The organism is bacterium (genome assembly GCA_026708055.1).
Lineage (GTDB): Bacteria > Actinomycetota > Acidimicrobiia > Acidimicrobiales > CATQHL01 > VXNF01.
The window spans coordinates 32,252-56,029 of sequence record JAPOVS010000054.1 but is presented as its reverse complement, the minus strand read 5'-3'; the positions used below and the strand labels follow the sequence as shown (position 1 = coordinate 56,029).

Sequence of the window (23,778 nt, the reverse complement as noted above, 5' to 3'; positions counted from 1 at the left end):
GCCGCTCAGAGGCTGCGCAGATCGCCCAGCGGCCAGAACTGCAGGGCCGCGTTGCCGACGAGGTTCTCCCGGGGCACGGGCCCGAAGTTGCGGCTGTCGAAGGAGACGCTCCGGTTGTCGCCCAGCACGAAGACGTGATCCTCGGGGACGGTGCAGGCCTCATTGCGGCCGAACCCCTCGGTCGGATCGCAGTTGGGGATGGCGGCGCGCACGTAGGTGCCGGTCCCCGCGGAGAGGTAGGGCTCGACGAGCCAGCTCTCGTCGATCTTCAGGAGACCGTCCTCGAAATACAGGGTCTCACCCTCGAGGGCGATGACTCTCTTGACGAGGTCACCGTCCGGCCGGCTGAAGACGACGAGGTCGCCCCGCGAGGGGTTGCTGGCGAGCTTGTTCACGAGGATCCGGTCGCCGGGCGCCAGCGTCGGCTCCATCGAGCCCGACTCCACATGGAAGGCGTGGGCGACGAACGAGCGGATCACCAGCGACAGCACGACGGCGATCGCCACCGTGAGGGCCCAGCCCACCGCGGTCCGCCACCTGCTGTGGGATTCCACCAGGTGCTCGTCGAACTCGGCCGTGTAGTCCTCGTCGTAGACGCCGTCGTAGGTGGGGTCCCGCGGTTCCTCCGGCGGCTCGAGGGCGCGACGGCGGCGCGGCCGGGGCGGCGCCGGAGCGGGGCTCGGTGGAGGGCCGGCAAGCATGGGGTCGCCGTGGCCCCTCGCCGGGACCGGGGTCCCGCGAGGCGCGCCGCGCCGCGGCGGAGGCGGGATCGGGGGCGGCACCTGTGCCGGCCGCGGCGGGACGGGGCGGGGAACTCCCGCAGGCGGCCTCGGTGCCGGGGGCGCCGCGGCGGCGGGCGGGGGCGGTGAGGGTGCCTGCACTTCGGGGGCCTCGGGTACCTCCGGCGGGGGCGGCGGAGCGGCCTGTTCTGCGGGGGCCTCGGGTACCTCCGGCGGGGGCGGTTCGGGCTGCGGTTCCGGATCGTCGGCGGGCCCGGCGGTCGAGTCGAGGTCGAGCGAGAGCAGTTCGTCCAGCAGCCCTGGGCCAGAGATCATCGGGAGCTCATCGGGCGCAGCAGGCGGGGGCGGCAGAGGTGCCTGCACTTCCGGGGCCTCGACAGCGGGCGATTCGAACTCGACATCCTCCCCCTCGGCAGGCTCCGGGACAGCGTCGAAGGGCTCGGGTTCGTCGGCCTCGGCGCCTGCCACTTCGGGTGCCGCGGGCATCGGCCGGCTGGTGAGCTGATCCAGGATGTGATCCACCCACGCCGGGTCGGAGGGGTCTGGCCGGCGCGAGGGATCCCGGGGAGGTTCTTGGGTCATCGAGGGTTCACCGTAACCGACCCCACCCTCTGTCCAGCGGTTATCCGGCGTAGCGCGCGAGGATTCGTCGAGCCGCCTCGGCGCCCGGTTCGGGCGGGAGTCCCTGGCTCGCTGTGACCCGAGCCGCCGGCCCGAGGCGGAGCAGGAGCCTCTCGAGCCAGGCCACCCCGCCGACGGGCAGCCGTGCCACGCAGGTCTGTCCCTCCCAGGCGACCCGGCTCGCCGGGTAGTAGTCCAGAACCCACTGGGCAACACCCTCGAGTGCCAACTCGACCCAGGGTCCCTCTGGCGGCGGATCCCAGACCGTGGCAGCGATCGGCCCCGCAGGTGGGGCGAACGATTCCTCCAGCAGGTCCGCGGCGGTCACGCGGTCGAGCCGGAAGGTGCGCACCTGGTCGCTGCGCCGGCAGAAGGCGCGCACGTACCAGGCCCCCTCGTGGGCGAAGGTGCGGTAGGGCTCGATGACCCGCTCGGTGACGGCGTCGCGGTCGTAGCTGTAGTACCGGATGGCGGCCGGACGGTGATCGCGGCAGCCTTCCTGCAGGGTCGCCAGCGCTTCGGAGGTTGCGTCACCGAGGTGGATCTCGAGCGCCTCGGCGGGATTCACGCCGAGGGTCCGGGCGAGCTTGGCGAGTCCTCGTTCCAGCGCGCTGTCGCCGGTGAGGCCCAGCAGCCCGGTGGCCGCGGCGAGGAGCGCCACCGCCTGCGGCGGCGTGAGGCGCAACGGCTTGCGAAAGTAGTCGGCGAAGTTGATCTGGACGAAGCCGTCCGCCACCTCCACCTCGATCAGAGCGTCGGGTGTGTAGGGAGGCACACCGACCATGAAGACCACTTGCTGCAGGTCGTCGAGCAACCCGTCGGCGGGATAGTCGAAGCGCTCGGTGATCTCCACGAGGGTCGCCCCGCCACGGTCGGCCACCCAGGGAATGAGTTGCAGGAGCCGGTGCATCCGTTCGGAGGAGGTCAGTCGCCGCGCGCGCGAAGGAGCGGCAGCCGCCGGGGCCCACGCCGGCGGCTCGGGCTCGGCGGCCGTGACCGCGCTGGTCGCCGCCGGCGAATGGACCGCACCGGCGCAGGCCCGCACCCTCTCGAGGAGCTTCTCCCGCAGCTCCGGCGGGCCGACGAGCTCGGCTCGGTCCAGCAGCCCGAGCACGAACTCCACCAGCGCGTCCGCATTGGCGACCGGCAGGTGCAGCAGCAGCGACCCGTCGGGGCGCCGCTCGCGGCGCGTGCCCTGCCCCACCTGCCCCAGCGCCCAGTCGGCGACGTCGGCATCCACGTGGATCTGCGCGGTCCAGGAGTCGGCGCCCATCTCCCAGGGAGGCCGCCCGAGGCTCTCGGCCGGAGCCGGCTTCGGTACGAACCCTCCGGCGTCGCCGACCGCCGGGTCGGCGACGCGGTCGAGGCGGAAGTGCCGCCAGGCGGCGCGGTCGCGGTCGTGGCCGCCGAGGTACCAGTGCCCGCGGGTGAAGTACAGCCGCACCGGCTCCACCGAGCGCGGCTCGCCGCGGTGGCGGAACGACACCACGCTGCGGCCCGAGATCGCCCGGTAGAGGGTGGCCAGGTGCTCGTTGAACGGGATCACGGCCAGTTCCTGGTCCGGATCTCCCTCAGGGGGCCGCCCGCCGAGGGCCCAGAAGGCCGTCTCGACCGACGCGCCCTCCAGGCGCACCGTGCGGGCCGCAAGGTGCAGCGCGGCCCGCTCGTCGGCTGCCAGGTCGGGATCGTCGAGGTAGTAGTCGCGGGGGTGGATCCGGTAGCCCTCCACCGGCGGATCACTCCCCGGCACGGCGCCGGTCGTGAGCGGGATGCCCATCTCGCGCAGCTCGCTCTTGTCGCGTTCGAAGGTGCGCCGGAAGGCCGCCTTGCCGTCGGCGTAGCCCGCCACCTTGGCGGCGATCTCGCTGGCCGGCAGGAGTCGTTCGGTGGCGAGCAGGGCGGCGGTCAGGTTCAGGAGCCGTTCCAGCTTGGCGCTGGCCGGAATGCTCACCGCAGTGGCTCCCCGCAGCCGTTCACAGCGATGCGATCAGCTTCTCGACCCGCTCGTCGTGGGACTTGAACGGGTCCTTGCACAGCACCGTGCGCTGCGCCTGGTCGTTCAGCTTGAGATGCACCCAGTCCACGGTGTAGTCCCGCTTGCGCTCCTTGGCGCGCCGCACGAACTCGCCGCGCAGGCGGGCCCGCGTGGTCTGGGGTGGACGGTGCATCGCTTCCAGCACGTCGTCCTCCAGGCAGATCGACTCGACCAGCTCCCGTTGCTGCAGCTTGTGGAACAGCCCCCGATCGCGGCTCACGTCGTGGTACTTCAGGTCCAAGAGCGCCAGCCGGGGGTCGTCCCAGGTGAGACCGTTGCGCTCCCGGTAGTGGTTGATCAGCCGGTACTTGATCACCCAGTCGCATTCCCGGTCGAGGCTGAGGGGGTCCGCCTCGAGGCGCTCCAGGCAGTGGCCCCACATCTGCAGGGCCTGCTTCTGCTCGTCGCCGATGTCGAACCGGGTGGAGAACTCCTGGGCCCGCTCGAAGTACTCGCGCTGGATGTCCAGGGCGCTCAACTGCCGGCCGTTGGCGAGGCGCACGCGCCGCCAGGGGCGCGTGCCTTCGCTGATCTTCTCGAAGTCGTCGTGGCTGATCTCCCGGATCGCCCGGATGGGGTTCTCGAGGGTCATGTCCCGCAGCACGATCGACGGCTCCTCCAGCATCTGCAGCAGGATGCTGCACGCTCCCACCTTCAGGAACGTGGCGTACTCGCTCATGTTGGAGTCCCCCACGATGACGTGCAGGCGGCGGAACAACTCGGCGTTGGCGTGGGGCTCGTCACGCGTGTTGATGATCGGCCGCGAGCGCGTGGTGGCGCTGGACACTCCCTCCCAGATGTGCTCGGCGCGCTGGCTGATGCAGTACTTGGCGCCCCGGGGAGTCAGCAGGATCTTGCCGGCGCCGGCGTAGATCTGCCGGGTCACCAGGAACGGGATGAGCACCTCGCTGTATTCGGCGAGTTCCTCGCGGCGCGTGGTGAGGTAGTTCTCGTGGCAGCCGTAGGAGTTCCCCGCCGAGTCGGTGTTGTTCTTGAAGAGGTAGATCTCGCCGCGCATGCCGTCGGCGTTGAGCCGCTCCTGGGCGTAGGCCACCTGCTGGTCCAGGACGAGCTCCCCGGCGCGGTCGTGCGCCACCAGGTCGTACAGGGAGTCGCACTCGGGGGTGGCGTACTCGGGGTGCGACCCGACGTCGAGGTAGAGCCTCGCCCCGTTGGCGAGGAATACGTTGCTGCTGCGTCCCCAGGACACCACCCGGCGGAACAGGTAACGCGCCACCTCGTCGGGGCTCAGGCGCCGCTGGCTGCCGAGCGCGAACGTGACGCCGTACTCGTTCTCGATCCCGTAGATGCGTCGCTGCAAAGCGTCGCCCCTAGTCCGCCGCCCCGTCGGGCACCTCGCGGGATGCCGGCTGCGGCTCCTCCAGCCGCGCGTCCACCTCGGCGATTCCCAGCCGGCGAAAGCAGCGCCGGCCGAGGGTGCGGTCGAGCAGGGCCACCTCGAGGTCGTCGGCCACGAGCGTTCGCTCCGGCCCGGCCAGGGCACCGACCGCGGCGCGCAGCGCAGCCGCCGCATCGAGGTCGGCGTCGTGGAGGTCGCCCAGGCGCTCGGAGATGGCCTCGGCGTCGCCGCCGAGCACCGACCAGCGGCTCTCGTCGTTGACCGTGCCGTCGTAGAGGATGTGGAAGAGCTGCTCGGTTCCCGCCTCGTCCCCGATCTCCGCCACGAGGATCTCCACTTCCATGGGTTTCATCTCGTGTGTGAAGATCTGTCCCAGAATCTGCGCGTACTGGTTGGCGAGGCTGCGAGCCTCCACGTCCTGGCGGCTGTAGGCGTACCCCTTCAGGTCGGCGTGGCGCACGCCGGCGATGCGGAGCTGGTCGAACTCGTTGTACTTCCCCACCCCGGCGAAGGCGATGCGGTCGTAGATCTCGCTGATCTTCCGGAGCGTGTTCGAGACGTTCTCGGCGCAAAGCAGAATGCCGTCGCGATAGGTCACGGCCACGAGACTCTTCCCCCGGGCGATCCCCTTGCGGGCGTAGTCCGCTCGGTCCTTCATGATCTGCTCGGGCGCCACGTAGAAGGGCATGTTCATGGGCGGCACTCGTCTCGTGTGTCGCGCTGGGGGCCCGGAGCCGGCATCTCAGGCTCAGGTGGCGTCACCGGGACTCCGGTCTGTGTGCGCCTCGCCGCCGTCTGCGTCGAGCCTGGCGAGCAGGGCCCGGAAGCGCTCCTCCACGTGGGGGTCGTCGAGTCGCCGGTAACCATCGGCGTCGATGTTGACCACCACCGGGAAGATTCCCCGGACGAGATCGGGTCCGCCGGTGGCGGCATCCTCGTCGGCGGCCTGGAAGAGCGCGGAGATGGCCAGGTCGACGGCCGCCGCGGGCGCCAACCGAGGACGGAAACCCAGCTTCACGACCGTGCCGGCGTGCAGGCTGCCCGAGCCGCCGGCGGCGTAGTCCTGCTCCTCGTAGCGACCGCCGGTCACGTCGTACTGGAACAGGCGCCCGCACTCGCGGCGCTCGTCCCAGCCCGCGAACAGCGGCACGACCAGCAGTCCCCGCAGCGCCGAGGTGAGGTTCGCCCTGACCATCTGGCTGAGCTGGTTGGCCTGACCGTCCAGGCTGAGCGGCTGCCCCTCGACCTTCTCGTAGTGTTCCAGTTGCAACTGGAACAGGCGCACCATCTCCATCGACGGACCGGCCGCGCCGGCGATGGCGACCCCGGCGTGGCGGCCCGCGGGGTACACCTTCTCGATGGTGCGGTGGCTGATCAGGTTTCCCGCGGTTGCCCGCCGGTCCCCTGCCATCACCACCCCGTCACGGTGACGCAGCGCCACCACCGTGGTGCCGTGGGTCACGCCGGACAGGTCTCCCTGGCCCGCTGCGTCGGGACGGCCGATGTCGCCGGGATGTCCCGCCGCGGCCAGCAGACCGGTGAAACTGGGCCCCGGATCCCCACCGGCGCCGAAAATGGGGAGGTTCCGCAGCAGCGGCAGGCTCATGGCGCGAGGCTACTCCCACCGATCCGGCGAGCGCGGTTCCCGGCGGCGGCGGCGGGCCCGCCCGGCGCGGGCGCTACTGGCCGCCCTTTTGGATGTAGGAGTTGACGAACTCCTCGGCGTTGGTCTCGAGCACCTCGTCGATCTCGTCGAGGAGGTCGTCGAGTTCCGCCTTCAGACGGTCACCGGTGGGACTGGCGGCCCGCGTCTCCTCCTCCTGGACCGATTCGGCGCTCGGCCGGGACGACTTCTGGATCCGCTCTCGTTCAGCCATGGTTCTCGCGCTCACCCATCACTGCTGCAGCCTCCCGATGAGGTCGGCCGGGGTCTGACACTCGTCGAACAAGCTAGCCACATGTTGCCGGGTTCCGCGGGCAGGTTCCATCATGGGGACCCGGTGCAGAGTCTCGCCGGCGAGGTCGAAGACCACCGAGTCCCAGTTGGCGGCGACGACGTGGGAGGCGAACTGCTGCAGGCAGCGGCCGCGGAAGTAGGCCCTGGTGTCCGGCGGGGGGTTCTCGGTGGCCCACCGGACCTCCTCGGCGTCCACGAGTCGCTCCAGTGCGAGGCGGTCCGCCACCGATCGCTCCGGGCGCAGGTCGTGATACTGCAGATCCAGGGCCTGCAGGCGGGAATCGCTCCAGTCGCAGCCGTTGCGGGAGCGGTAGGCGTCCAGCAGGCGGTACTTGGCCACCCAGTCGACGGTCGTCGCAGGGCTGAGCGGATCGGTCTCCAGTTGCGTGAGCACCGTTTCCCAGCGCGCCAGCACCTCGTCGGCGACCGCGCCGCCCACCGCCTCGGTGCCGACGTCGTGGCAGTACTTGGCGCAGCGCTCGAGGAGTTCCCACTGCACGTCCAGGGCGGTGGCACCGGTGCCGTCGGCGAGCCGGAACGGCTGCCGCAGGCTCAGGTCGCAGCTGACGGCCCTGATCGCCTGCACCGGCGCGGCCAGGCACAGGTCATCGGGGAAGAGATCGTGCTCCACGAGGGCCAGCACCAGGGCGGTGGTGCCGACCTTCAGGAAGGTGGCCACCTCGGCGAGGTTGGCGTCGCCCACGATGACGTGCAGCCGCCGGTAGTGCCGGGCATCGGCGTGAGGCTCGTCACGGGTGTTCACGATCGGCCGCTTCAGGGTCGTCTCCAGCCCGACCTCCTCCTCGAAGAAGTCGGCCCGCTGGCTGAGTTGGAATGGGACCGAGAAGCGCTCCACTCCCGCCGCCTCGGTCCCCACCTTCCCGGCCCCGCAGAAGATCTGCCGGGTGACGAAGTGCGGTGTGGCCCCAACCACGATGCGCCCGAAGGGCGTGGCGCGATCCATGAGGTAGTTCTCGTGGCAGCCGTAGGAGTTGCCCTTGCCGTCGGAGTTGTTCTTGTAGACGACGAGTTCCTGGCCCTCCGGCAGCAGTGCCCGTGCCGCCTCCATGGAGCGCCGGGCGATGACGTCCGCCGCCCGGTCCCACACAACGGCGCTGCGCGCATCGGCGCACTCCGGCCCGGAGATCTCGGGGTGGGCGTGATCCACGTAGTAGCGCGAGCCGTTGGTCAGCACGGCGTTGACGAGGTGCGTCTCGGGCTCGTAACCGATGTCGCCCCCGCCGACGCCGCGGGCGTCGCGCCCCGGCATCTCGTCCTCGAAGTCCCACTCCACGCGTGCGATCGGCGAGCCGGGCGCGTGCTGTAGGCCGGACAGGTAGGCGTTGATCAGCAGCGAGGAGGCCGTGATCGGGTTGGACTCCTCGGCGCCGCGATGTGTGATCCCGTACTCGGTCTCGAGCCCGCAGATCTTGGGGACGACCACGTTCGGCGAGGTCCGCGTTGTTACAGGTACTGGCCGGTGGCAACCCGCTCGATGGAGCGGCCGCCGGTGTTGGTGTCGTCGCGGTGCACGAGGGTGCGGACGAAGGTGATCCGCTCGCCCTTCTTGCCGGCGATCTTGGCCCAGTCGTCGGGATTGGTGGTGTTGGGAAGGTCCTCGTGCTCGGCGTGCTCCTGGCCGACCGAGTGCAGCAGGTCCTCGAGGGTGATGCCACCGGGACCGCCGGCGATGACGCGCTTGATGGCCAGCTTCTTGGCCCGCCGCACGATGTTCTCGATCATGGCCCCGGAGGCGAAGTCGCGGAAGTACATCGTCTCCTTGTCGCCGTTCTGGTAGGTGACCTCGAGAAACTCGTTGCGCTCCTCGGTGCTGTACATCTCGGCGACCGTCTGCTCGATCATGCCGCGCACCGCCTTGTCCCTCTCGCCGCCGCCGATGATCTCCACGGCGCTGTGGGCGATCGGCAGCTCCACGGTGAGATAGCGGGAGTAGATCGCCGCGGCCGCCTCGGCGTCGGGCCGCTCGATCTTGATCTTCACGTCGAGGCGTCCTGGGCGCAGGATCGCCGGATCGATCAGGTCCTCCCGGTTGGAGGCGCCGATCACGATGACGTTCCGCAGTGCCTCTACCCCGTCGATCTCGGCGAGCAACTGCGGCACGACGGTGGATTCCATGTCCGAACTGATGCCGCTGCCGCGCATGCGGAACAGCGACTCCATCTCGTCGAAGAACACGATGACCGGCCAGCCCTCTGCCGATCGGTCCCGGGCCTGCTGGAAGACCCTGCGGATTTGCCGCTCCGTCTCGCCGACGTACTTGTTGAGCAGCTCCGGTCCCTTGATGTTCAGGAAGTAGCTCCGCGCCTTCTCGTTGCCGGTGGCGGCGGCCACCTTGGTGGCGAGCGAGTTGGCGACCGCCTTGGCGATGAGGGTCTTGCCGCAGCCCGGCGGTCCGTAGAGCAGGATGCCCTTCGGGGCCGGCAGGCGGTGCTCGGCGAACAGATCCGCATGCAGGAAGGGCAGTTCCACGGCGTCGGTGATCTTCTCGATCTGCGCGTCGAGCCCCCCGACGTCGTCGTAGGTGACCTCGGGCACCTCCTCGAGCACTAGGTCCTCCACCTCCGAGCGCACGAGGCGTTCGGTGAGGAGGCCGGAGCGGGTGTCCATGAGCATCGGGTCGCCGACGCGGAGCGGGACACCGGCCAGGTGCTCGGCCAGATCCACGACCCGCTCCTCGTCGGCGCGGCAGCTCACCACCGCCCGGCGCCCGCCCTCCAGCAGTTCGGTCAGGGTGACCACCTCGCCGGTGCCGTCGGCGGAGCGGGCCAGCACCACGCTGAGGGAATCGTTCAGCGCAACCTCTTGGCCGCGTTCCAGGGTGCCTTCCACCTCGGGATGGATCGCCACGCGCATCTTCCGCCCGGAGGAGAGGACGTCGGCGGTGCCGTCGTCGTTGAGCCGGAGGACGGTGCCGTAGGCGTTGGGGGTCTGGGTGAGCTTCTCGACCTCCTCCCGCAGGGCGCTGATGTGCTCGCGCGCCTCGCGCAGGGTGTGGGTGAGCTTCTCGTTCTGCGAGACCGCCTGGGCCAGCTGCCCCTTGGTCTCCAGCAGCCGCTCCTCGAGCGTGCGGATGCGCTGGGGGGTGTCCTGCAGGCGGCGGCGCAGCGCCTCGATCTCCTGGCGCAGCAGCTTGAGCTGCACGGCCTGATCCTTGGGGACCTCGTCGATGGTTCTCACCTCCCTCCGGGGATCGTCGGATGCGACCCTACACGCGGCGCCATGGATTCAGGTGACTACACTCGCCCCGGCTGCGGTGCGCTCGCGGCGAAGCCGGTTGCGGCGTCCGGGCCCGGTCCGTGCGGGGCGTGCCCGGGCCGGCGCTATACTGATCGCGGCGGTGATTCACCGATCAGGCACGCACCATCCACTCAATCGGGGAGCGGCAAGATGAAGGTCTGGATCGACCAGGATCTGTGCACGGGCGACGGTCTCTGCGAGGAGATCGCACCGGACGTGTTCACTCTGCTCGACGATGGCTTGGCGTACGTGCGTGAGGGTGACACCATCTTCAGCGATCCGGGCGGCCCGACCGGGCTGGCCGTCGTGCCGGCGGGGCAGGAAGAGGCGACGATCGAGTCTGCCGAGGAATGCCCCGGGGAGTGCATCTTCATCGAGATCGACGCCTGAGACGCCTGCGGCGTCACGGCGCGCGACTCGACGTTCTCTCTGATCGGCGGAGTTTCCGCGTCTCGGGCGCGCTAGCCGGAGTCGAGCCGCACCCACGCCACGACGCGGTCCAGGTCCTCCGGCGGCGGCGGCAGATGCTCCAGGCTCGCCCGCACCAGCAGCGAGTCCTCGCTCGCCTCGGCGAACCAGCCGGGTGTGCTGGCCGCGGTCGGCGTCAGCAGCCACACCAGGGCTCCCGCCGCAGCGGCTGCGGCCACGAGTCCGGCGACCCGGTCGGCGGTGCGCAGTGACTCCGGCAGGGCGAGGTGCAGCAGCCGCCCCAGCGCGAACCCGGCGATCTGGCCGACCAGCGCGCCGGCCACCAGGACGCCCGCGCTGACGCCCAGCGGGTAGGCCGTCGGGTGCCACCGCTCGGCGGCGGGAGCGAGTTCTTCGAGTGCCCACGGCAGGAGGCGGACCGCTCCCCAGAGACCCGGTGCCACACCGAGCCGGGCGAGACCGGGCCGGAGCAGCCCCGTCCGCAACCCCGCCAGCCCCGCCAGCAGCAGCAGACCCAGGACTGCCAGGTCGAGGAGGTTCATGCGCGCCTAGGCGGGTAGCCGCCGGGCGTGGGTCAGGAACCCGGTGTGGGCGATCATGCGATGGTCCGGTCGGACGGCCTCACCCGCGATGTGCCAACTCCGCTGCAGGACTTCCACGGTCGCTGCGAGCGCCCAGGGTCCGCGCTCCAGCGACGCGCGCAACTGCGTGGCCTGCAGCACGCTGGGGGTGTAGGCGATCAATAGTCCGCCGGGCCGGAGGCGACCAGCGGCGTGCGGCACGACCCGCCAGGGCTCGGGCAGGTCCAGCGCCACGCGGTCGAGGCCTTCCACGTCGATGCCGTCGTAGCAGTCGCGCTCGGAGATGTGGTAGCGGGCCAGTGCCTCCGGGCCGAGGAACTCCTGCACGTTCTTGGTGGCGCGGCGGGCGAAGTCGCCGCGGATCTCGTAGCCGAACACCTCCGCGCCGGCCCGCAGAAGCGCCAGCGACAGTGCCCCCGAACCCACGCCGGATTCCAGGACCCGGTGGCCCGGAGCGATGTCGGCGAGCAGCAGCATGGGGCCGAGATCCTTCGGGTAGATGACCTGTGCGCCGCGCTTCATCTTCACCACGAAGTCCGAGAGCGTGGGCCGGAAGGCCTGAAACCGGGTGCCTCCGACCGAGCGCACCTCGCTGCCCTCGGGGCGGCCGAGCAGGTCGTCCCAAGCCACCAGCCCTGAATGGGAGTGGAAGAACCCTCCCGGCTCGAGCCGGCGCAGGTAGCTGCGGTTCTTCCGGTCGACCAGCAGGACCAGTTCCCCGCCGCCGAAGCCTTCGCCGGCGCCGCCCGCCGCGCCCGCTTCCCCGCCGGCGGGGCCGTGGCTCTGCCGGCTCACGAGGTCCGGTGACTCAGCGGCGCCGCGGCGGTGCGCCGTGGCTGACCACGAGCCGCTCCCCCGGCTTCAGCCGCAATGCCGTGCGGGCGGCCGGCCGGGTGGGTCGAAGCGCCCGGCGCAGGCCCCGCAGGCCCCACGCCAGCACGCCGGCCAGCAGCCAGAAGCTGCTGTCACCGAGCAGCCCACGGGTGATGCCCCGCCGTCGCGCCAGTGCCAGGGGGCGGTTCCTCGGTGCGCCGGCCACGGGTTCAGTACCGGCGAAGCTCGACGAAGGTGCGCGTGAGGCGGCCGCGGCGCCTGCCCAGGACGAAAGCCAGGATCACGAGAGCCACTCCGGCGATCACGCCGAGCCGGAACCCGCTCTGCCGGGCCGGAGCGCTGGAGGTGTTGACGGCGTCGGCCACCTGCTGCAGCCGTGCCAGGAGATCCTCCCGAGTGATGTCGCCGGGCCGAGCGGCGCTCACTGCTCCCCCTCCGGGGCGCCACGGCGCCGTGCCCGCGCCGCCGAGCGCGCGAAGAGGAACACCACGAGCACCCCGGCCAGCACGATCGCATACGGCGTCCAGCTGAGACTGCCGGTGAGGTGCCCGCCGGTCTCGGTCTGCAGTGCCCGCAGACCGCCGAGGGCGAGCAGGATCAGTCCCGTGCAGACGAAGGCACCGCCCGCCAGCCCGAATCCCAGCCAGGCCGCCAGACGCTTGAGGGGGTCCACCGCTTCCTGGCGGAAATAGGCGAGGACCACGTCGCGCAGTTCGGCGAGGGCCTCGGCCGGCTCGGTCGGCCAGTCGTCCGGTTGCGCTTCGGCCTCCGGCGCAGCGGTTCCGGCGGCCGGTTCGTCGGAGGGCCGCGGCTCGTCGCCGCTGGCAAGAACCATGCCGACGAGTCTACCGCCGGGCCTCCGGCGCTCTGAGCCGGGGAATCGAGCGCCGCGCGCCCGCCGGGCGGCTACCCCTCCCCGGCGTCGACGGTCTCGGCGCTGTCGCCGCCGGTTTCGGCGTAGTTGGGGTGGGCCACCAGGATCTCCAGCAGTTGTTGCAGGAAGGCGTCGGCGTCGACCTGGGCCAGGCCCTCCCCGTTGAGGATGGCGGCGAAGGTGACCGGCCGACCGTCGCGGCCGGTGGCGAAGCCGGCCAGGGAGAACACGCCGGGCAGCGAGCCGGACTTCGCTCGGACGCGTCCGGTGGCGGTGGAGTCCACGAAGCGATCGCGCAAGGTGCCCGACTCCCCCGCCACGGGGAGGTAGGAGGCCAGCAGCCCGTCGGGGCCGCCGATCTCCAGGATGTCGGTGACCTGACGGCAGGTGAGCTCGTTCTCGGGGCTGAGCCCGGAGCCGTCCGCGGGCGGGAACACCAGCACCGGCCGGCCGGCGTCCGCCGCCAGCAACTCCAGGGTGGCCAGGGCGCCGTCGAGCGTCGTGCCGGTGCCGGACCAGTTCAGACCGAGTTCCTTCAGCAGCAATTCGGCTGTCGTGTTGTCGCTCTCGGCGATCATGAAGCGCAGATGGCTGCTCAGCGGTGCCGAGTCGATCGATCCCAGCTCCTGGTAGCCGCTGAAGTCCCTCTCGGGTGCGGCCACGCCGGGGCGTTCGGGGATGCGCACCGCCCGGGCCTCGAGCATGTCGTCGAACAGGACGGCGCTGCGCAGGGCCGGTTCGGGCTCGGGCAGCAGCCCTGCCGTCCCGGTGATCCCCTCCGGTGTCCGGTATCCCTGGTTGAGGGCGATCGGGTTCAGTGTCCCCGAGGCGCCGGCCTGGACCCACTCGTCGGGCCACGAGGACACCGAGGTGGCGTCGTCGTAGCGGTCCTGCACGGCGATGACGCCTCCCTCGATGCGCGTCAGCCCGTCGGCGACCAGGTCGGCCGCGAGGTCGTCGAGCGGCGTGGGTTCGGCTCCCGCCGCTGCCAGCAGGGCCGCGTAGGCCTCGGTCGCCAGCAGCGGATCCCCGCCGCCCACCAGGTACAGATCGCTGCCCAGCACACCGCCGGCGGGCGGGGACTCGGCGATCGCCACCGTGCGGTAGGTGTAGTCGGGTCCCAGCGCCGACAGGGCCGCATGGGCGGTGGCGAGCTTCTGCAGGGATGCCGGCGTGAGCGGCTCATCGGGATCCTTCACGAACAGGTCCTCGCCGTCCTGGCGCACCACGACGCAGCTCTGTGCCGGGGCGTTGATCGCCAGCGCCGTCAGATCGCGCCCCAGGGTCACATCGCGGGTGGGCGCCGGCACCGGAGTGGCGCTCGTGGCCACCGTCGGCAGCCGCCGCGCCGAGAGCAGCGGGATGTCCGCCCCGGCCACACCGAGGGGTTCGGCCGGCGGAGGTTCGTCCGCCAGTTGGTTGGACACCAGCAGGGTCGCGACCGCCACGGCGAGCAGCACGAGCGGCACGAAGACGCGGAACATACCGCCCAAACTGTACGCTCGAGGGGCCCGCGCGCGGCGCGCCGGCGCGCAGACAGCGGTGTGCGCTCCGCCCGTCGCGCCAGAAGCCGCGTTCCCGGCGGCGCAGGGGGTACGGTCAGGGCGTGCAGATCGTCGCCGCGCTGTTCATCGAGGAGATCGATGTGCGCCAAGTGCCGGGCCCCTCCACGCGCCTCGATCTCACGGGCGTGCACTTCTCGGTGGCGGCGCCCGCCGAGTTGCCGCTGCTCTGGACGCCGCACCTCGTGGTGATCGTGCGGTGCCCCGCCGACGGTGACGGCGATGGCGTGCTCGAAGTGGTCTACACCCGGGACGGCTCGCAGATCGCCCGCAACGTGCAGTACCTGCAGGTGGAGCCCGGAAAGTTCAGCTTCCGGCTCGTGCGCGCGGAGATGCAGTTCGAGGAGTACGCGACGGTGGAGGCGCATTGCCGCCTCGGCGACGGCCCCACCACGGTGGTTCCCTACACGCTGCTGCCGCCGGCACCGTCGGGCGCGTGAATCCGACGCGACGGTCGCCGCTTCGATGAGCTTCGCGGTGGCTCTCTCGGAGGCGGAGTCCACGGCGGATGCGGCCGCAGCCGTGGCCGACGACCTGGCCGGGGCGTTCGATGCCGACCTGCCCGCGGCGCTGGTCTTCTTCGCCACCGCGGCGCACCTCGAGGCCATGGACCTCCTCGCCTCAACCCTCGCCGACCGGCTCGCGCCGGAGGTCCTCCTGGGGGCCGGCGCGGTCTCGGTGATCGCCGGGGGCCGGGAGTTGGAGGAGACGCCTGCGGTGGCGGCCTGGACCGCTCCTCTCGTCGGCGCCGTGCCGGTGCGCCTGAACGCCGCACTCAGTGCGGACCCCGCGCCCACCGACGACCTGCCGCCGCTCGACGAACAGCCGCGAACCCTGCTGCTGCTGGCGGATCCGTTCAGCTTTCCCGCCGATCGCCTGCTGAACCAGCTCGGGAGCGAGTTGCCCCACGTGCGGGCCATCGGCGGGCTGGCCTCGGCGTCGGGGTCGGCGGGCGGGAACCGGCTGGTGCTCGACGGCGAGGTCTTCGACGACGGGGCCGTCGGCCTGCTCCTGGGATCGGAGGCGGGGGTCGAGACCGTGGTGTCCCAGGGTTGCCGGCCGATCGGGCGGCCCTACGTGGTGACCCGCGGCGAGCGCAACCTGATCCACGAGTTGGGGGGCCGGCCGGCCCTCGAACGGCTGCAGGAGATCGTGGAGGGTCTCGACGCCGCCGAACGCGCCCTCGTGCAGCGCGGCCTGCACCTCGGCATCGTGGTGGACGAGCACAAGCTGGACTTCGGTAGGGGCGACTTCCTGGTGCGCGGCGTGCTGGGTTTGGAGCGGCAGTCCCGTGCTCTGGCAGTGGGCGACATGGTCGAGACCGGCACGACGGTGCAATTCCAGGTCCGTGACGCTGCCAGCGCGCGCCAGGATCTCAGCGGCCTGATGGCGGGGCGGCGCGCCGAGGGCGCCCTGCTGTTCACCTGCAACGGCCGGGGCCGGCGTCTCTTCGAGATTGCCGACCAGGACGCGTCGGTCGTGGCCGGCGCCATCGCCCCGGCGCCGCTGGCCGGGATGTTCTGTGCCGGCGAGATCGGACCGGTGGGTCCGCGCAGCTACCTGCACGGGTTCACGGCCTCTGTTGCGTTGTTCGGGCGAGGAGCGGCTCCGTGAGCCTCGGTGGTCTCGTCCAGGATCACCCCGCCCCCGGAGTGCCCCGCGACCCCATCCTCGAGCAGCGCGCCATCGAGGTGATCCGCGGCCTCGCCATGGATGCGCCCCACGCGGCCCGCTCCGGCCATCAGGGCACCGCCATGGCCCTGGCCCCCTTGGCGCACGTGCTGTGGAGCCGGATCATGACCTTCGATCCCGCTGCGCCCGACTGGCCCGACCGGGACCGCTTCGTGCTGAGCGCCGGCCACGCTTCGATCCTGCTCTACAGCATGGCCTACCTCTGCGGCTACGGCCTCACCCTGGAGGACCTGAAGGCCTTCCGGCAGTGGGGCAGCCGCACTCCCGGCCACCCCGAGGCCGAGACCGCCATCGGCGTGGAGGTCACCACCGGTCCCTTGGGCCAGGGCTTCGCCAACGCCGTCGGCATGGCGCTGACCGAGCGCTGGCTGCGCACCCGCTACGGCCCCGAACTCTGCGACCACCACACCTTCGTGATCTGCAGCGACGGCGATCTCGCCGAGGGCGTGAGCCACGAGGCGGCCTCCATGGCGGGTCATCTGGGTCTGGGCCGCCTCGTCTACGTCTACGACGACAACCGCGTCTCCATCGACGGCGGCACCGATCTCTGGCTCTCCGACGACGCCGCCGGTCGTTTCGCCGCCTACGGCTGGCATGTCGAGACGCTGGGCGAGGTGGCCGAGGACCTCGACGCGCTCGAGGCCGCGCTGCGTCGCGCCATGGCCGCCGAGGCTCCCTCGCTGCTCGTGCTGCGGAGTCATATCGCCCACCCCTCCCCGGATCTCACCGATGCTCCGGCGGCCCACGGCTACGCCCTCTTGGACGAGGAGATCGCGGCCGCCAAGGCCGTGATGGGTGTGCCGCACGAGGAGCGATTCTGGGTGCCCGACGACGTACTGGAGTACTACCGCGCCGTCGCCGGTCGCGGGGCCGCGGCGCGCCGGACCTGGGAGGCTCGCTGGGCGGGCGCCACCGAGGCCCACCGGGAGTTGCCGGAGTTGTGGGCCGCCCGAGCGCCGGCGGGTTGGGACGATGCCGTGGGCCCCTGGGAGGTCGGTGCCTCGGTGGCGACCCGCGCCGCCAGCGGCGCCTGCCTGAACGCGCTCGCCACCGCCATGGATCACCTCCTCGCAGGCGGGGCCGACCTGACCGGGAACACCGGGACGAAGCTGGCCGGCGCCAGCCCGCTCAGCCGCGGGACCGCTGACGGGCGCCAGGTGTTCTACGGCGTGCGCGAGCACGCCATGGGCGCGGCGATGGTGGGGGTCGCCCGTCACGGCGGCCTGCTGCCCGTCGGCGGCACCTTCCTGGTCTTCAGCGATTACATGCGTCCGGCGGTGCGACTGGCGGCCCTGTCCCGCGCCAGGGTCGTGTTCTGCTGGTCGCACGATTCCCTGGGGGTCGGCGAGGACGGACCCACGCACCAGCCGGTGGAGCACGTGGCCGCGCTGCGCGCCATCCCCGACCTGACGGTCCTGCGCCCCGCGGATGCGCCGGAGACCCTGGGGGCCTGGCGGGTCGCCCTGGAGGCCGACGGCCCGACCGCGCTGATTCTCACGCGCCAGGGCACGCCGGTGCTGGCGGGAACCACTCCCGAGGGAGTCGCCCTCGGCGCCTACGTCCTCGACCAACCCGTCGCCGCGGCGTTGACGCTGGTGGGCTCGGGCAGCGAGGTGGCGCTGTGCGTGAGCGCAGCCGAGCGACTGGCGGACGAGGGCATCGCCGCGGCAGTGGTGTCCATGCCCTGCTGGGAGTTGTTCGCTGCTCAGCCGGCTGCGTACCGGCAGGCTGTGATCCCACCCGACCGACCGTCGCTGGCGGTGGAGGCGGGTGTCACGCAGGGTTGGGAACGCTGGGTGGACCGCGCCCTGGGGGTGGAGCGATTCGGCGCCTCCGCGCCCGGCAAGACCGTCCTCGCCGAGTTGGGCATGAACCCCGATCGGGTCGTGGCGGCGGCCAAGGAGCTGCTCAGCACCGGGCCGGCGCCGCGGTGAACGGCTGAGAGGAGGGAGCTGTCATGAGTAGGTTGATCGAACTCCACGAGGTGGGCCGGCAGAGCCCCTGGCTGGACAACCTGAAACGGAACTGGATCACCGGCGGCGAGCTGGCCCGCTGGGTGGAGCGAGGTTGCCGCGGCATCACCTCCAACCCCACGATCTTCCAGAAGGCGATGACCTCCGGCGACGCCTACGACCGCGACCTGGCGGAGTTGACCGCCGGCGGGGCCGGTACCGAGGAGAGCTACTGGCACCTCGTGACCAGCGACATCAGCGCCGCGCTCGCCGTGTTGCGCCCGGTCCATGACGCCAGTGCCGGCGGCGACGGCTACGTCTCGGTGGAGGTGGCGCCCGAACTGGCACACGACGCGGCGGCCACCATCGAGGCGGCCCGGGAACTGCACGGGAGGATCGACGCTCCCAACCTCTACGTGAAGGTGCCGGCGACCGCGGCCGGCGTCGATGCCGTGCGCGCCCTCACCGCCGAGGGCCACAGCATCAACGTCACGCTGATCTTCTCGCTGCCGCGCTACGAGGAGGTGATCGAGGCGTACCTGAGCGGGCTGGAGAGCCGCTCGGGGGACCTGAGCGATGTCTCGGGGGTGGCCTCGTTCTTCGTGAGCCGTGTGGACACCGAGGTCGACCGGCGCCTGGAGGCTGCCGGCACCCCGGCGGCGCTGGTCTTGCGCGGCCGGGCTGCGGTGGCGCAGGCCAAGCTGGCCTACGAGATCTTCCGGCGCCGCTTCTCCGGACCGCGCTGGGAGGCGCTCGCCGCCCGTGGCGCCCGCCTGCAGCGCCCCCTGTGGGCCTCCACCTCCACGAAGAACCCCGCCTACCCGGACACGCTGTACGTGGACAACCTGATCGGGCCGGACACGGTGAACACGCTGCCCGAGGCGACCCTCGAGGCGTTCGAGGACCACGGCAGCGTGACCCGCACGATCGACGCCGACCTCGACGAGGCCGCCGCGGCTGTGGACGGCCTGGCGGATGTGGGGGTGGATCTGGCGGAGGTGGCCGAGGTCCTGGAGGCCGAAGGGGTGGCGGCGTTCGCCAAGTCCTTCGACGAGCTCCTCGAGACCCTGGCCGGGCGGGCCACCGAACTCACCGCCTGAGCGCCCGGAACCCTCAGAACGAGGCCGGATCGTCCCCCTCGGGCGTTCGCAGCGCGGCGATCGCCCGGCCGACCGCCCGTCGAGCCTTGAGAAGCCGCCGCTCGGTCGCCAGACGACTGGGATCACCACCGGAAGCGGCGGCGCGCAGCTCCTCGAAACCCAGGTCGTCCATGTCCGCCGCGATACCGGCGAGCCGCTCGGCCAGATCCTCGAGGGCATCGGGGATGTCGCTCACATCCGCAGTCTGCCCGCAGCGCGGCGGGTCGCGACCACGGGGCTCCGGCGGCACAGCCTGCGGATAATTCTCAGGGTCGCCCAACCGGCCCGGTAGCCTCGCCTCCGGTGCGCTTCCTCCGCTCTTTTCGGCCGGCCGGCCGCTTGCCGCGCGTGCTCGGCGCGGCGGTCGGAGTGGGTGTCTGCGTCGGCCTGCTCGTGGCGCTCTTCGAGCAGGTCGTTGTCGAGATCATGCTGGAGCGGCTCTTCGGGCTGGCGCTGTGGCAGCAGGCCCTCGCACCGCTGATCGGGCTCTGCGCGGCCGCGATCCTGCTGCGCGTCGTCGGCGGGCGCGGCACGACGCCGGCCACCTCCGACGAGTACATCAAGGCGTTCCACGAGCGTTCGCCGCGGCTGCCCCTGCGCCACCTGCCTGCGAAGCTGCTGGCGGGGGCCGCCACGATCGGCTGCGGCGGCGCGCTGGGCATGGAAGGGCCCTCGATCTTCGCCGGGGCCTCCCTGGCGCACAACCTTCAACGGGTGCTGGGACGCTTCCTGCGCCGCGAGGAGATGCAGATGCTGCTCACCGCCGGTGCCGCCGCCGGGGTGGCGGCGATCTTCCGGGCACCGGCGACCGGTGTCATCTTCGCCCTCGAGGCGCCCTACCGGGACGATGTGACCCGCCGGGCGCTGCTGCCATCGCTGGTGGCCTCGGCCGTGAGCTTCCTGATGTTCGCCGTCGTGCTCGGCGACACCAGCCCCGTCTTCCCCGGCCTGGCCGGCGACGTGAGGACCTTGGCGATCGTGGACCTGCTGGGTGGTGCGCTGGTGGGCGTCACCGCCGGCCTGGGCGGCCGAGGATTCTCGGCGCTGGTGCGCTGGGCCAAGGCCCTGCCGGGACGGGTCGGGCCGGTGCCCCGCATCATCGCCACCGGCGGCCTGCTCTGCGGGCTGGCCTTCGCCACGAACGCTCTCTTCGGGTCGCCGCTGAGCCTGGGGCCCGGCGTGCGGTCCGCCGAATGGGTGCTGGACGTGCCGCGGGGCGTCTGGCTCATCGTGGCGCTGTTCGGGATCCGCATCGTGGCGACCCTCGGGACGGTCGCGGCGGGCGGCACCGGAGGTCTCTTCATCCCCCTGGCTGTTCAGGGCGTCCTCATGGGCACCGTCGTGGGAGTGTTGCTGGGCCAGACCGAGACGGGTCTGTACCCGACCCTCGGTCTGGCGGCCTTCCTGGGGGCCGGTTACCGGGCCCCGATCGCGGCGGTCATGTTCGTGGCCGAGTCCAGCCAGGGCTCCGCTTTCGTGGTCCCGGCGCTGGTCGCCGCGGCCGTGGCACAACTCGTGGCGGGCCGGGCCAGTGTCTCCTCCCACCAGGCCGCCGAGCGCCTCGGGCACCTCGAGCGTCGCTTCATGCTGCCGATCACGTCGGTGCTGCGGACCGACGTCCTCACCGTTCCGCCCGACGCCACGATCGCAGAGCTCATGACGATGCACGTCCTGGGGCGTCGCGAGCGCGAGGTGGCGGTGGTGGACGGCAGCCGCTACGTCGGAATGTGCGGTCTGGACCAGATCGGGGACCTGCCCCGCAGCGAATGGGACTCCACGACCGTGGCGGACATGGTTGCGGCCGACCTCCCGGTGGCGAATCCCTCCTGGACCCTCCGCGACGCCGTGGCGGCGATGGACGCGGCCGACGTCGAGATGCTGGCCACCGTCACCGCCGGCGGTACGTTCGTGGGCCTGGTGCTCGAGGACGACATCCTCAAGCTCGACGAGATCTTGGAGGAGACCGGCGGCTGAGGGACTCGGCCGTCGCGGGCAGCGCCTCGAGGCGGCGTCGGATCCGGCGCGACGGGAAGGTGACCGGTCTTGTGGCTCTAGGCGTCCGAGCTGTGGGCGCACCAGGACCGGCAGTCGTGGCCCGGGAGCGCCCCACACTCGGGGCAGGGCTCCTCGTCGTCCTCGAACAGCGCGTCGAACCCGTCGCTGGTCTGCTTCAGCGCTCGGGCTTCCTCGTAGCGCCGGTGGCGTCCCTTCTTCACAACCAGAACTCCGAACTCGATGTGCCGGGCGCCGTTTCACGGGCGTCCGGCTCTGTCTGTTGGGCGAGGAACGCCACGACCACCGCGCGCTCTCGCGGGATCAACAACTCTAGTGCGCTGGTCACGTTCATCTCCATCATTCCCCTCGGACCTGCAGCAGGGGGCCTGCTGAGGCAATGAGGATGCCCTCCCGGCGGGCTCAGAGCGGCCGCCCGGAGCGCTTCTCGAGACGCAGCTTCCCGTCCGGCTCCAGGGCAACGGCGGCGTTACCGGTCATCAACTCCTCGACCCGTGAGCCGTAGCGCTCGTAGCGCCAGCCGCCGGCGAGCCGCGCATCCGGCTCGCCCTCGAGAAACGCGGTCAGGTCGGCCCGGGTCGCCACGAGAGCGGGATCCAGGTCGTCGTCGCGGGCGACCTGCGAGAGCCAGGCGGACACGAGCGCCACGACCGGCTGCAGGTGCGACCTGTCGGGACTCTTCGGCTCGCGGGGCACGCGTGGCGGGCTGCGGCGCGCCTGTGCGACGGCCTCGAGCAGTTCCTTGCCCGTCGACCCCGACATCGCCCGGCCGTCCACCCCCCGCACGGCCGCGAGAGCCGCCTGGGAGGTCGGGGCGGACTGCACGACCGCGGCCAGTGCCAGGTCGCTGAGCACGTACCGGACCGGGATGTCCAATTGCGCGGCGCGCCGTTCACGCCACGCCGCAACCGCGATCGCCAACGGTTGGGAGCGTCTTGGCAGCCTGCGCAGTTCCCGCACCCGCAGCCAGGCGTCCTCGGGGCGGCGCGGTGCCGACTGACGGAGGCGCAACCGCTCGCACTCCTCCTCGCACCACTCCACGCGCCCGCTGGTCTCCAGGCGGGCCCGCAGGGCCGCCCAGAGGGGTGGCAGGTGGCGCACGTCGGCGGCCGCGTAGGCGAGCTGTTCCGGCTGCAGCGGCCGTCGCAGCCAATCGGTGAGCCGGTCGCCCTTGGCCATGTCGACATCCAGGAACCGGGCGAGCAGGTCCCGCAGCGACGCCGAGCGGAGGCCGCAGAATCCCGCCGCGGTCTGCGTGTCCATCAGGCGTGCCGGCACCCGCCCGACGACCTGCCGCAGGATCTCGAGATCCTGGTCGGGGGCGTGCATGACAGCCGTGGCGGGGCTGTCCAGGAGTGCTTTCAGGGGGTCCAGCGAGGTGGCGACCGGGTCGAGGAGGATCACCCGCTCCCCCCAGGCCAGTTGCACGAGCCCGACGCGGGGAAAGTAGGTCTGCTCCCGGTGGAACTCGGTGTCGAGCGCATAGCCGGGCGCAGCGCTCGCCTCGGTGACGAGTTCGACGAGGCGAGCCTCGTCCTCCACCAGTTCGTAGTCGTTCAGGGCTCCGGAGTCCTCCATCAGGCGCCCCGCTTCGACGCGGCGGATCCGCCGCCTGCCGGGCCGCCGGCCACCGCACCGGGTGCCCCCCGCGGCGGGGTGCTCAGCGACTGCAGATCTCCCGGTGTGTCGACGTCGCGCAGGCTCCTCGGGTCAGGTACGGTGACCAGACGGGTGCGCACGTGGTCCAGCGACTGGCGGAGCCGGCGCTCACCCGCCGCGAAGAGCGGCTCGAGCAACTGCCTGCAGTCGCGCCGCCAGACGGCGTGAGCCGGCTGCGGCCGTCCGTCCAGCAGCGGCACCACGGCGTCAGTGCCGTCGCCGGTGTACGCCAGCAGTTCGCGCACGGTCGCCGCGCTGGCATGGGGCAGGTCGGTGGCCAGGACGGCGACCCAGTCCGCGGTGGCCGTCCGGAGCGCGGTGAGCAACCCTCCCAGAGGACCCTCGCCGGCCGCATCGTCGGGGATCGCGGTGAACCCCAACGCGGCCAGGCGGGCCTCGTCGCCACCGATGCTGAGCACCTCGACCGCCCCGGCCTCGAGGAGGGCGCGCCGGGCTATCTCCGCCAGGGGACGGCCCTCGAAGGGGGCGAAGGCCTTGTCGTGGCCCATCCGCCTGCTGCTGCCGCCGGCGAGTACGGCGCCGCTGAAATCCGTCGGCGGTGAGCTAGGAATCGAATCCCTCCGGCGGCCATTGGGGATCCAGTTGGTGCAGGAAATGCTCGCAGCGCTGCGCCTCCTCCCACTCCCCCAGTTCCGCCGCGGTGCGCGCCAGGCCGGCGAGTGCCAGCAGGAATCCCCGGTTGTGCGGATGGTTCCAGCGCACGTAGCCCGAACCGCGCCAGCCGCTGCGCCGGAGCCGGTCGAGGCCCCGGTGGTAGCCCACACGGAAGCAGGCGTAGGCCTCGACGGTGTCTCGGGCCTCCTGGCCCAGGCGTGCCCAGCCCTCGAGGAACTGCGGCCAGCGGGCCACCACTTCACTGATGAGGGCGCGCCTCTCCGAGTCGGCTGCAGCCAGGGCACTCGCCAAGCCAGTGAGTGCCTCGGTGGGTTCCGGGTCGAGCACCGTCTCCGGCGGGCCCGACGAACTCAGCGAAATGGGTACGTCACTCACCTGCGCTCCTTGCCGGCCGGCTCTCCGCAGGTCGCGCACCGGGCCGTCCCCGCCGCGGCCT

At 71.7% G+C, this 23,778-nt stretch carries 25 protein-coding genes; 6 read left to right on the top strand and 19 right to left on the bottom strand.

Annotated elements, in window-relative coordinates; genetic code table 11:
• Nucleotides 1-5 precede the first annotated feature (5 nt).
• From lepB to arc, 8 genes are all read right to left on the bottom strand, one after another.
• Nucleotides 6-1,322 carry a signal peptidase I gene (gene lepB, locus OXG55_11795; GenBank protein ID MCY4103920.1) on the bottom strand — a complete coding sequence of 439 codons (1,317 nt, stop codon included), beginning with the start codon at nucleotides 1,320-1,322 and terminating at the stop codon, nucleotides 6-8.
• Nucleotides 1,323-1,362: 40 nt separating this feature from the next.
• A complete protein-coding gene (locus OXG55_11790) occupies nucleotides 1,363-3,312 on the bottom strand; it encodes a WYL domain-containing protein (GenBank protein MCY4103919.1) in 1,950 nt (649 codons plus the stop codon).
• A 22-nt stretch (nucleotides 3,313-3,334) separates the two neighbouring features.
• Nucleotides 3,335-4,717: a Pup--protein ligase gene (pafA, locus tag OXG55_11785; protein MCY4103918.1), complete on the bottom strand. Its 1,383-nt coding sequence runs from the start codon at nucleotides 4,715-4,717 to the stop codon at nucleotides 3,335-3,337.
• A 10-nt stretch (nucleotides 4,718-4,727) separates the two neighbouring features.
• Nucleotides 4,728-5,450, bottom strand: a complete 723-nt coding sequence (gene prcA / locus OXG55_11780) for a proteasome subunit alpha (protein MCY4103917.1) — start codon at nucleotides 5,448-5,450, stop codon at nucleotides 4,728-4,730.
• A 54-nt stretch (nucleotides 5,451-5,504) separates the two neighbouring features.
• A complete protein-coding gene (prcB, locus tag OXG55_11775) occupies nucleotides 5,505-6,362 on the bottom strand; it encodes a proteasome subunit beta (GenBank protein ID MCY4103916.1) in 858 nt (285 codons plus the stop codon).
• A gap of 73 nt (nucleotides 6,363-6,435) precedes the next feature.
• Nucleotides 6,436-6,648, bottom strand: coding sequence for a ubiquitin-like protein Pup (locus tag OXG55_11770; protein MCY4103915.1), 213 nt, complete (start codon nucleotides 6,646-6,648; stop codon nucleotides 6,436-6,438).
• Nucleotides 6,649-6,651: 3 nt separating this feature from the next.
• Complete coding sequence (gene dop, locus OXG55_11765; GenBank protein ID MCY4103914.1) at nucleotides 6,652-8,157, bottom strand: depupylase/deamidase Dop; 1,506 nt, start codon at nucleotides 8,155-8,157, stop codon at nucleotides 6,652-6,654.
• Between the two features lie 20 nt (nucleotides 8,158-8,177).
• Nucleotides 8,178-9,911 (bottom strand): proteasome ATPase, encoded by a 1,734-nt coding sequence (gene arc, locus OXG55_11760; protein MCY4103913.1) that lies wholly within the window; start codon nucleotides 9,909-9,911, stop codon nucleotides 8,178-8,180.
• A gap of 210 nt (nucleotides 9,912-10,121) precedes the next feature.
• Between arc and OXG55_11755 the strand changes: the two genes are divergently transcribed.
• The gene (locus OXG55_11755; protein ID MCY4103912.1) at nucleotides 10,122-10,361 is read left to right on the top strand and encodes a ferredoxin; all 240 of its coding nucleotides are present in this window, start codon (nucleotides 10,122-10,124) and stop codon (nucleotides 10,359-10,361) included.
• 71 nt (nucleotides 10,362-10,432) lie between these two features.
• Here OXG55_11755 and OXG55_11750 read toward each other — a convergent pair whose 3' ends face one another.
• The 6 genes from OXG55_11750 to OXG55_11725 all read right to left on the bottom strand — a co-directional run bounded on the left by OXG55_11750 (nucleotide 10,433) and on the right by OXG55_11725 (nucleotide 14,173).
• Nucleotides 10,433-10,942: a CvpA family protein gene (locus OXG55_11750; GenBank protein MCY4103911.1), complete on the bottom strand. Its 510-nt coding sequence runs from the start codon at nucleotides 10,940-10,942 to the stop codon at nucleotides 10,433-10,435.
• 6 nt (nucleotides 10,943-10,948) lie between these two features.
• Complete coding sequence (locus tag OXG55_11745) at nucleotides 10,949-11,776, bottom strand: tRNA (adenine-N1)-methyltransferase (GenBank protein MCY4103910.1); 828 nt, start codon at nucleotides 11,774-11,776, stop codon at nucleotides 10,949-10,951.
• 13 nt (nucleotides 11,777-11,789) lie between these two features.
• Nucleotides 11,790-12,020, bottom strand: a complete 231-nt coding sequence (locus OXG55_11740) for a hypothetical protein (GenBank protein MCY4103909.1) — start codon at nucleotides 12,018-12,020, stop codon at nucleotides 11,790-11,792.
• 4 nt (nucleotides 12,021-12,024) lie between these two features.
• Nucleotides 12,025-12,240 (bottom strand): hypothetical protein, encoded by a 216-nt coding sequence (locus OXG55_11735; protein ID MCY4103908.1) that lies wholly within the window; start codon nucleotides 12,238-12,240, stop codon nucleotides 12,025-12,027.
• Entirely contained in the window at nucleotides 12,237-12,650 is a 414-nt protein-coding gene (locus tag OXG55_11730) for a hypothetical protein (protein MCY4103907.1), read from the bottom strand. The genes OXG55_11735 and OXG55_11730 overlap by 4 nt, the downstream gene beginning before the upstream one ends.
• Before the next feature lie 71 nt (nucleotides 12,651-12,721).
• The gene (locus OXG55_11725) at nucleotides 12,722-14,173 is read right to left on the bottom strand and encodes a D-alanyl-D-alanine carboxypeptidase (GenBank protein MCY4103906.1); all 1,452 of its coding nucleotides are present in this window, start codon (nucleotides 14,171-14,173) and stop codon (nucleotides 12,722-12,724) included.
• Between the two features lie 122 nt (nucleotides 14,174-14,295).
• Here OXG55_11725 and OXG55_11720 point away from each other — a divergent pair, with 122 nt between their 5' ends.
• The 4 genes from OXG55_11720 to tal are packed head-to-tail and all read left to right on the top strand — an operon-like array spanning nucleotide 14,296 to nucleotide 18,995.
• The gene (locus OXG55_11720) at nucleotides 14,296-14,691 is read left to right on the top strand and encodes a hypothetical protein (protein ID MCY4103905.1); all 396 of its coding nucleotides are present in this window, start codon (nucleotides 14,296-14,298) and stop codon (nucleotides 14,689-14,691) included.
• Nucleotides 14,692-14,716: 25 nt separating this feature from the next.
• Nucleotides 14,717-15,865, top strand: coding sequence for an FIST C-terminal domain-containing protein (locus OXG55_11715; GenBank protein ID MCY4103904.1), 1,149 nt, complete (start codon nucleotides 14,717-14,719; stop codon nucleotides 15,863-15,865).
• Nucleotides 15,862-17,877 carry a transketolase gene (gene tkt, locus OXG55_11710; GenBank protein ID MCY4103903.1) on the top strand — a complete coding sequence of 672 codons (2,016 nt, stop codon included), beginning with the start codon at nucleotides 15,862-15,864 and terminating at the stop codon, nucleotides 17,875-17,877. The genes OXG55_11715 and tkt overlap by 4 nt, the downstream gene beginning before the upstream one ends.
• Before the next feature lie 23 nt (nucleotides 17,878-17,900).
• Nucleotides 17,901-18,995, top strand: coding sequence for a transaldolase (gene tal / locus OXG55_11705; GenBank protein MCY4103902.1), 1,095 nt, complete (start codon nucleotides 17,901-17,903; stop codon nucleotides 18,993-18,995).
• A 13-nt stretch (nucleotides 18,996-19,008) separates the two neighbouring features.
• Here tal and OXG55_11700 read toward each other — a convergent pair whose 3' ends face one another.
• Nucleotides 19,009-19,230 (bottom strand): hypothetical protein, encoded by a 222-nt coding sequence (locus tag OXG55_11700; protein MCY4103901.1) that lies wholly within the window; start codon nucleotides 19,228-19,230, stop codon nucleotides 19,009-19,011.
• A gap of 173 nt (nucleotides 19,231-19,403) precedes the next feature.
• On the opposite strand from OXG55_11700, the gene OXG55_11695 reads away from it, so the two are divergent.
• Nucleotides 19,404-21,008, top strand: a complete 1,605-nt coding sequence (locus OXG55_11695; protein MCY4103900.1) for a chloride channel protein — start codon at nucleotides 19,404-19,406, stop codon at nucleotides 21,006-21,008.
• Nucleotides 21,009-21,085: 77 nt separating this feature from the next.
• On the opposite strand, the gene OXG55_11690 is transcribed toward OXG55_11695, so the two are convergent.
• From OXG55_11690 to OXG55_11675, 4 genes are all read right to left on the bottom strand, one after another.
• Nucleotides 21,086-21,250 carry a hypothetical protein gene (locus OXG55_11690; GenBank protein ID MCY4103899.1) on the bottom strand — a complete coding sequence of 55 codons (165 nt, stop codon included), beginning with the start codon at nucleotides 21,248-21,250 and terminating at the stop codon, nucleotides 21,086-21,088.
• A gap of 199 nt (nucleotides 21,251-21,449) precedes the next feature.
• Nucleotides 21,450-22,625 (bottom strand): HRDC domain-containing protein, encoded by a 1,176-nt coding sequence (locus OXG55_11685; GenBank protein ID MCY4103898.1) that lies wholly within the window; start codon nucleotides 22,623-22,625, stop codon nucleotides 21,450-21,452.
• Nucleotides 22,625-23,278 carry a molybdenum cofactor guanylyltransferase gene (locus OXG55_11680; GenBank protein ID MCY4103897.1) on the bottom strand — a complete coding sequence of 218 codons (654 nt, stop codon included), beginning with the start codon at nucleotides 23,276-23,278 and terminating at the stop codon, nucleotides 22,625-22,627. Before OXG55_11680 ends, OXG55_11685 begins: the two co-directional genes overlap by 1 nt.
• The gene (locus tag OXG55_11675; GenBank protein MCY4103896.1) at nucleotides 23,271-23,717 is read right to left on the bottom strand and encodes a DUF3151 family protein; all 447 of its coding nucleotides are present in this window, start codon (nucleotides 23,715-23,717) and stop codon (nucleotides 23,271-23,273) included. Before OXG55_11675 ends, OXG55_11680 begins: the two co-directional genes overlap by 8 nt.
• Between the last annotated feature and the right edge of the window lie 61 nt (nucleotides 23,718-23,778).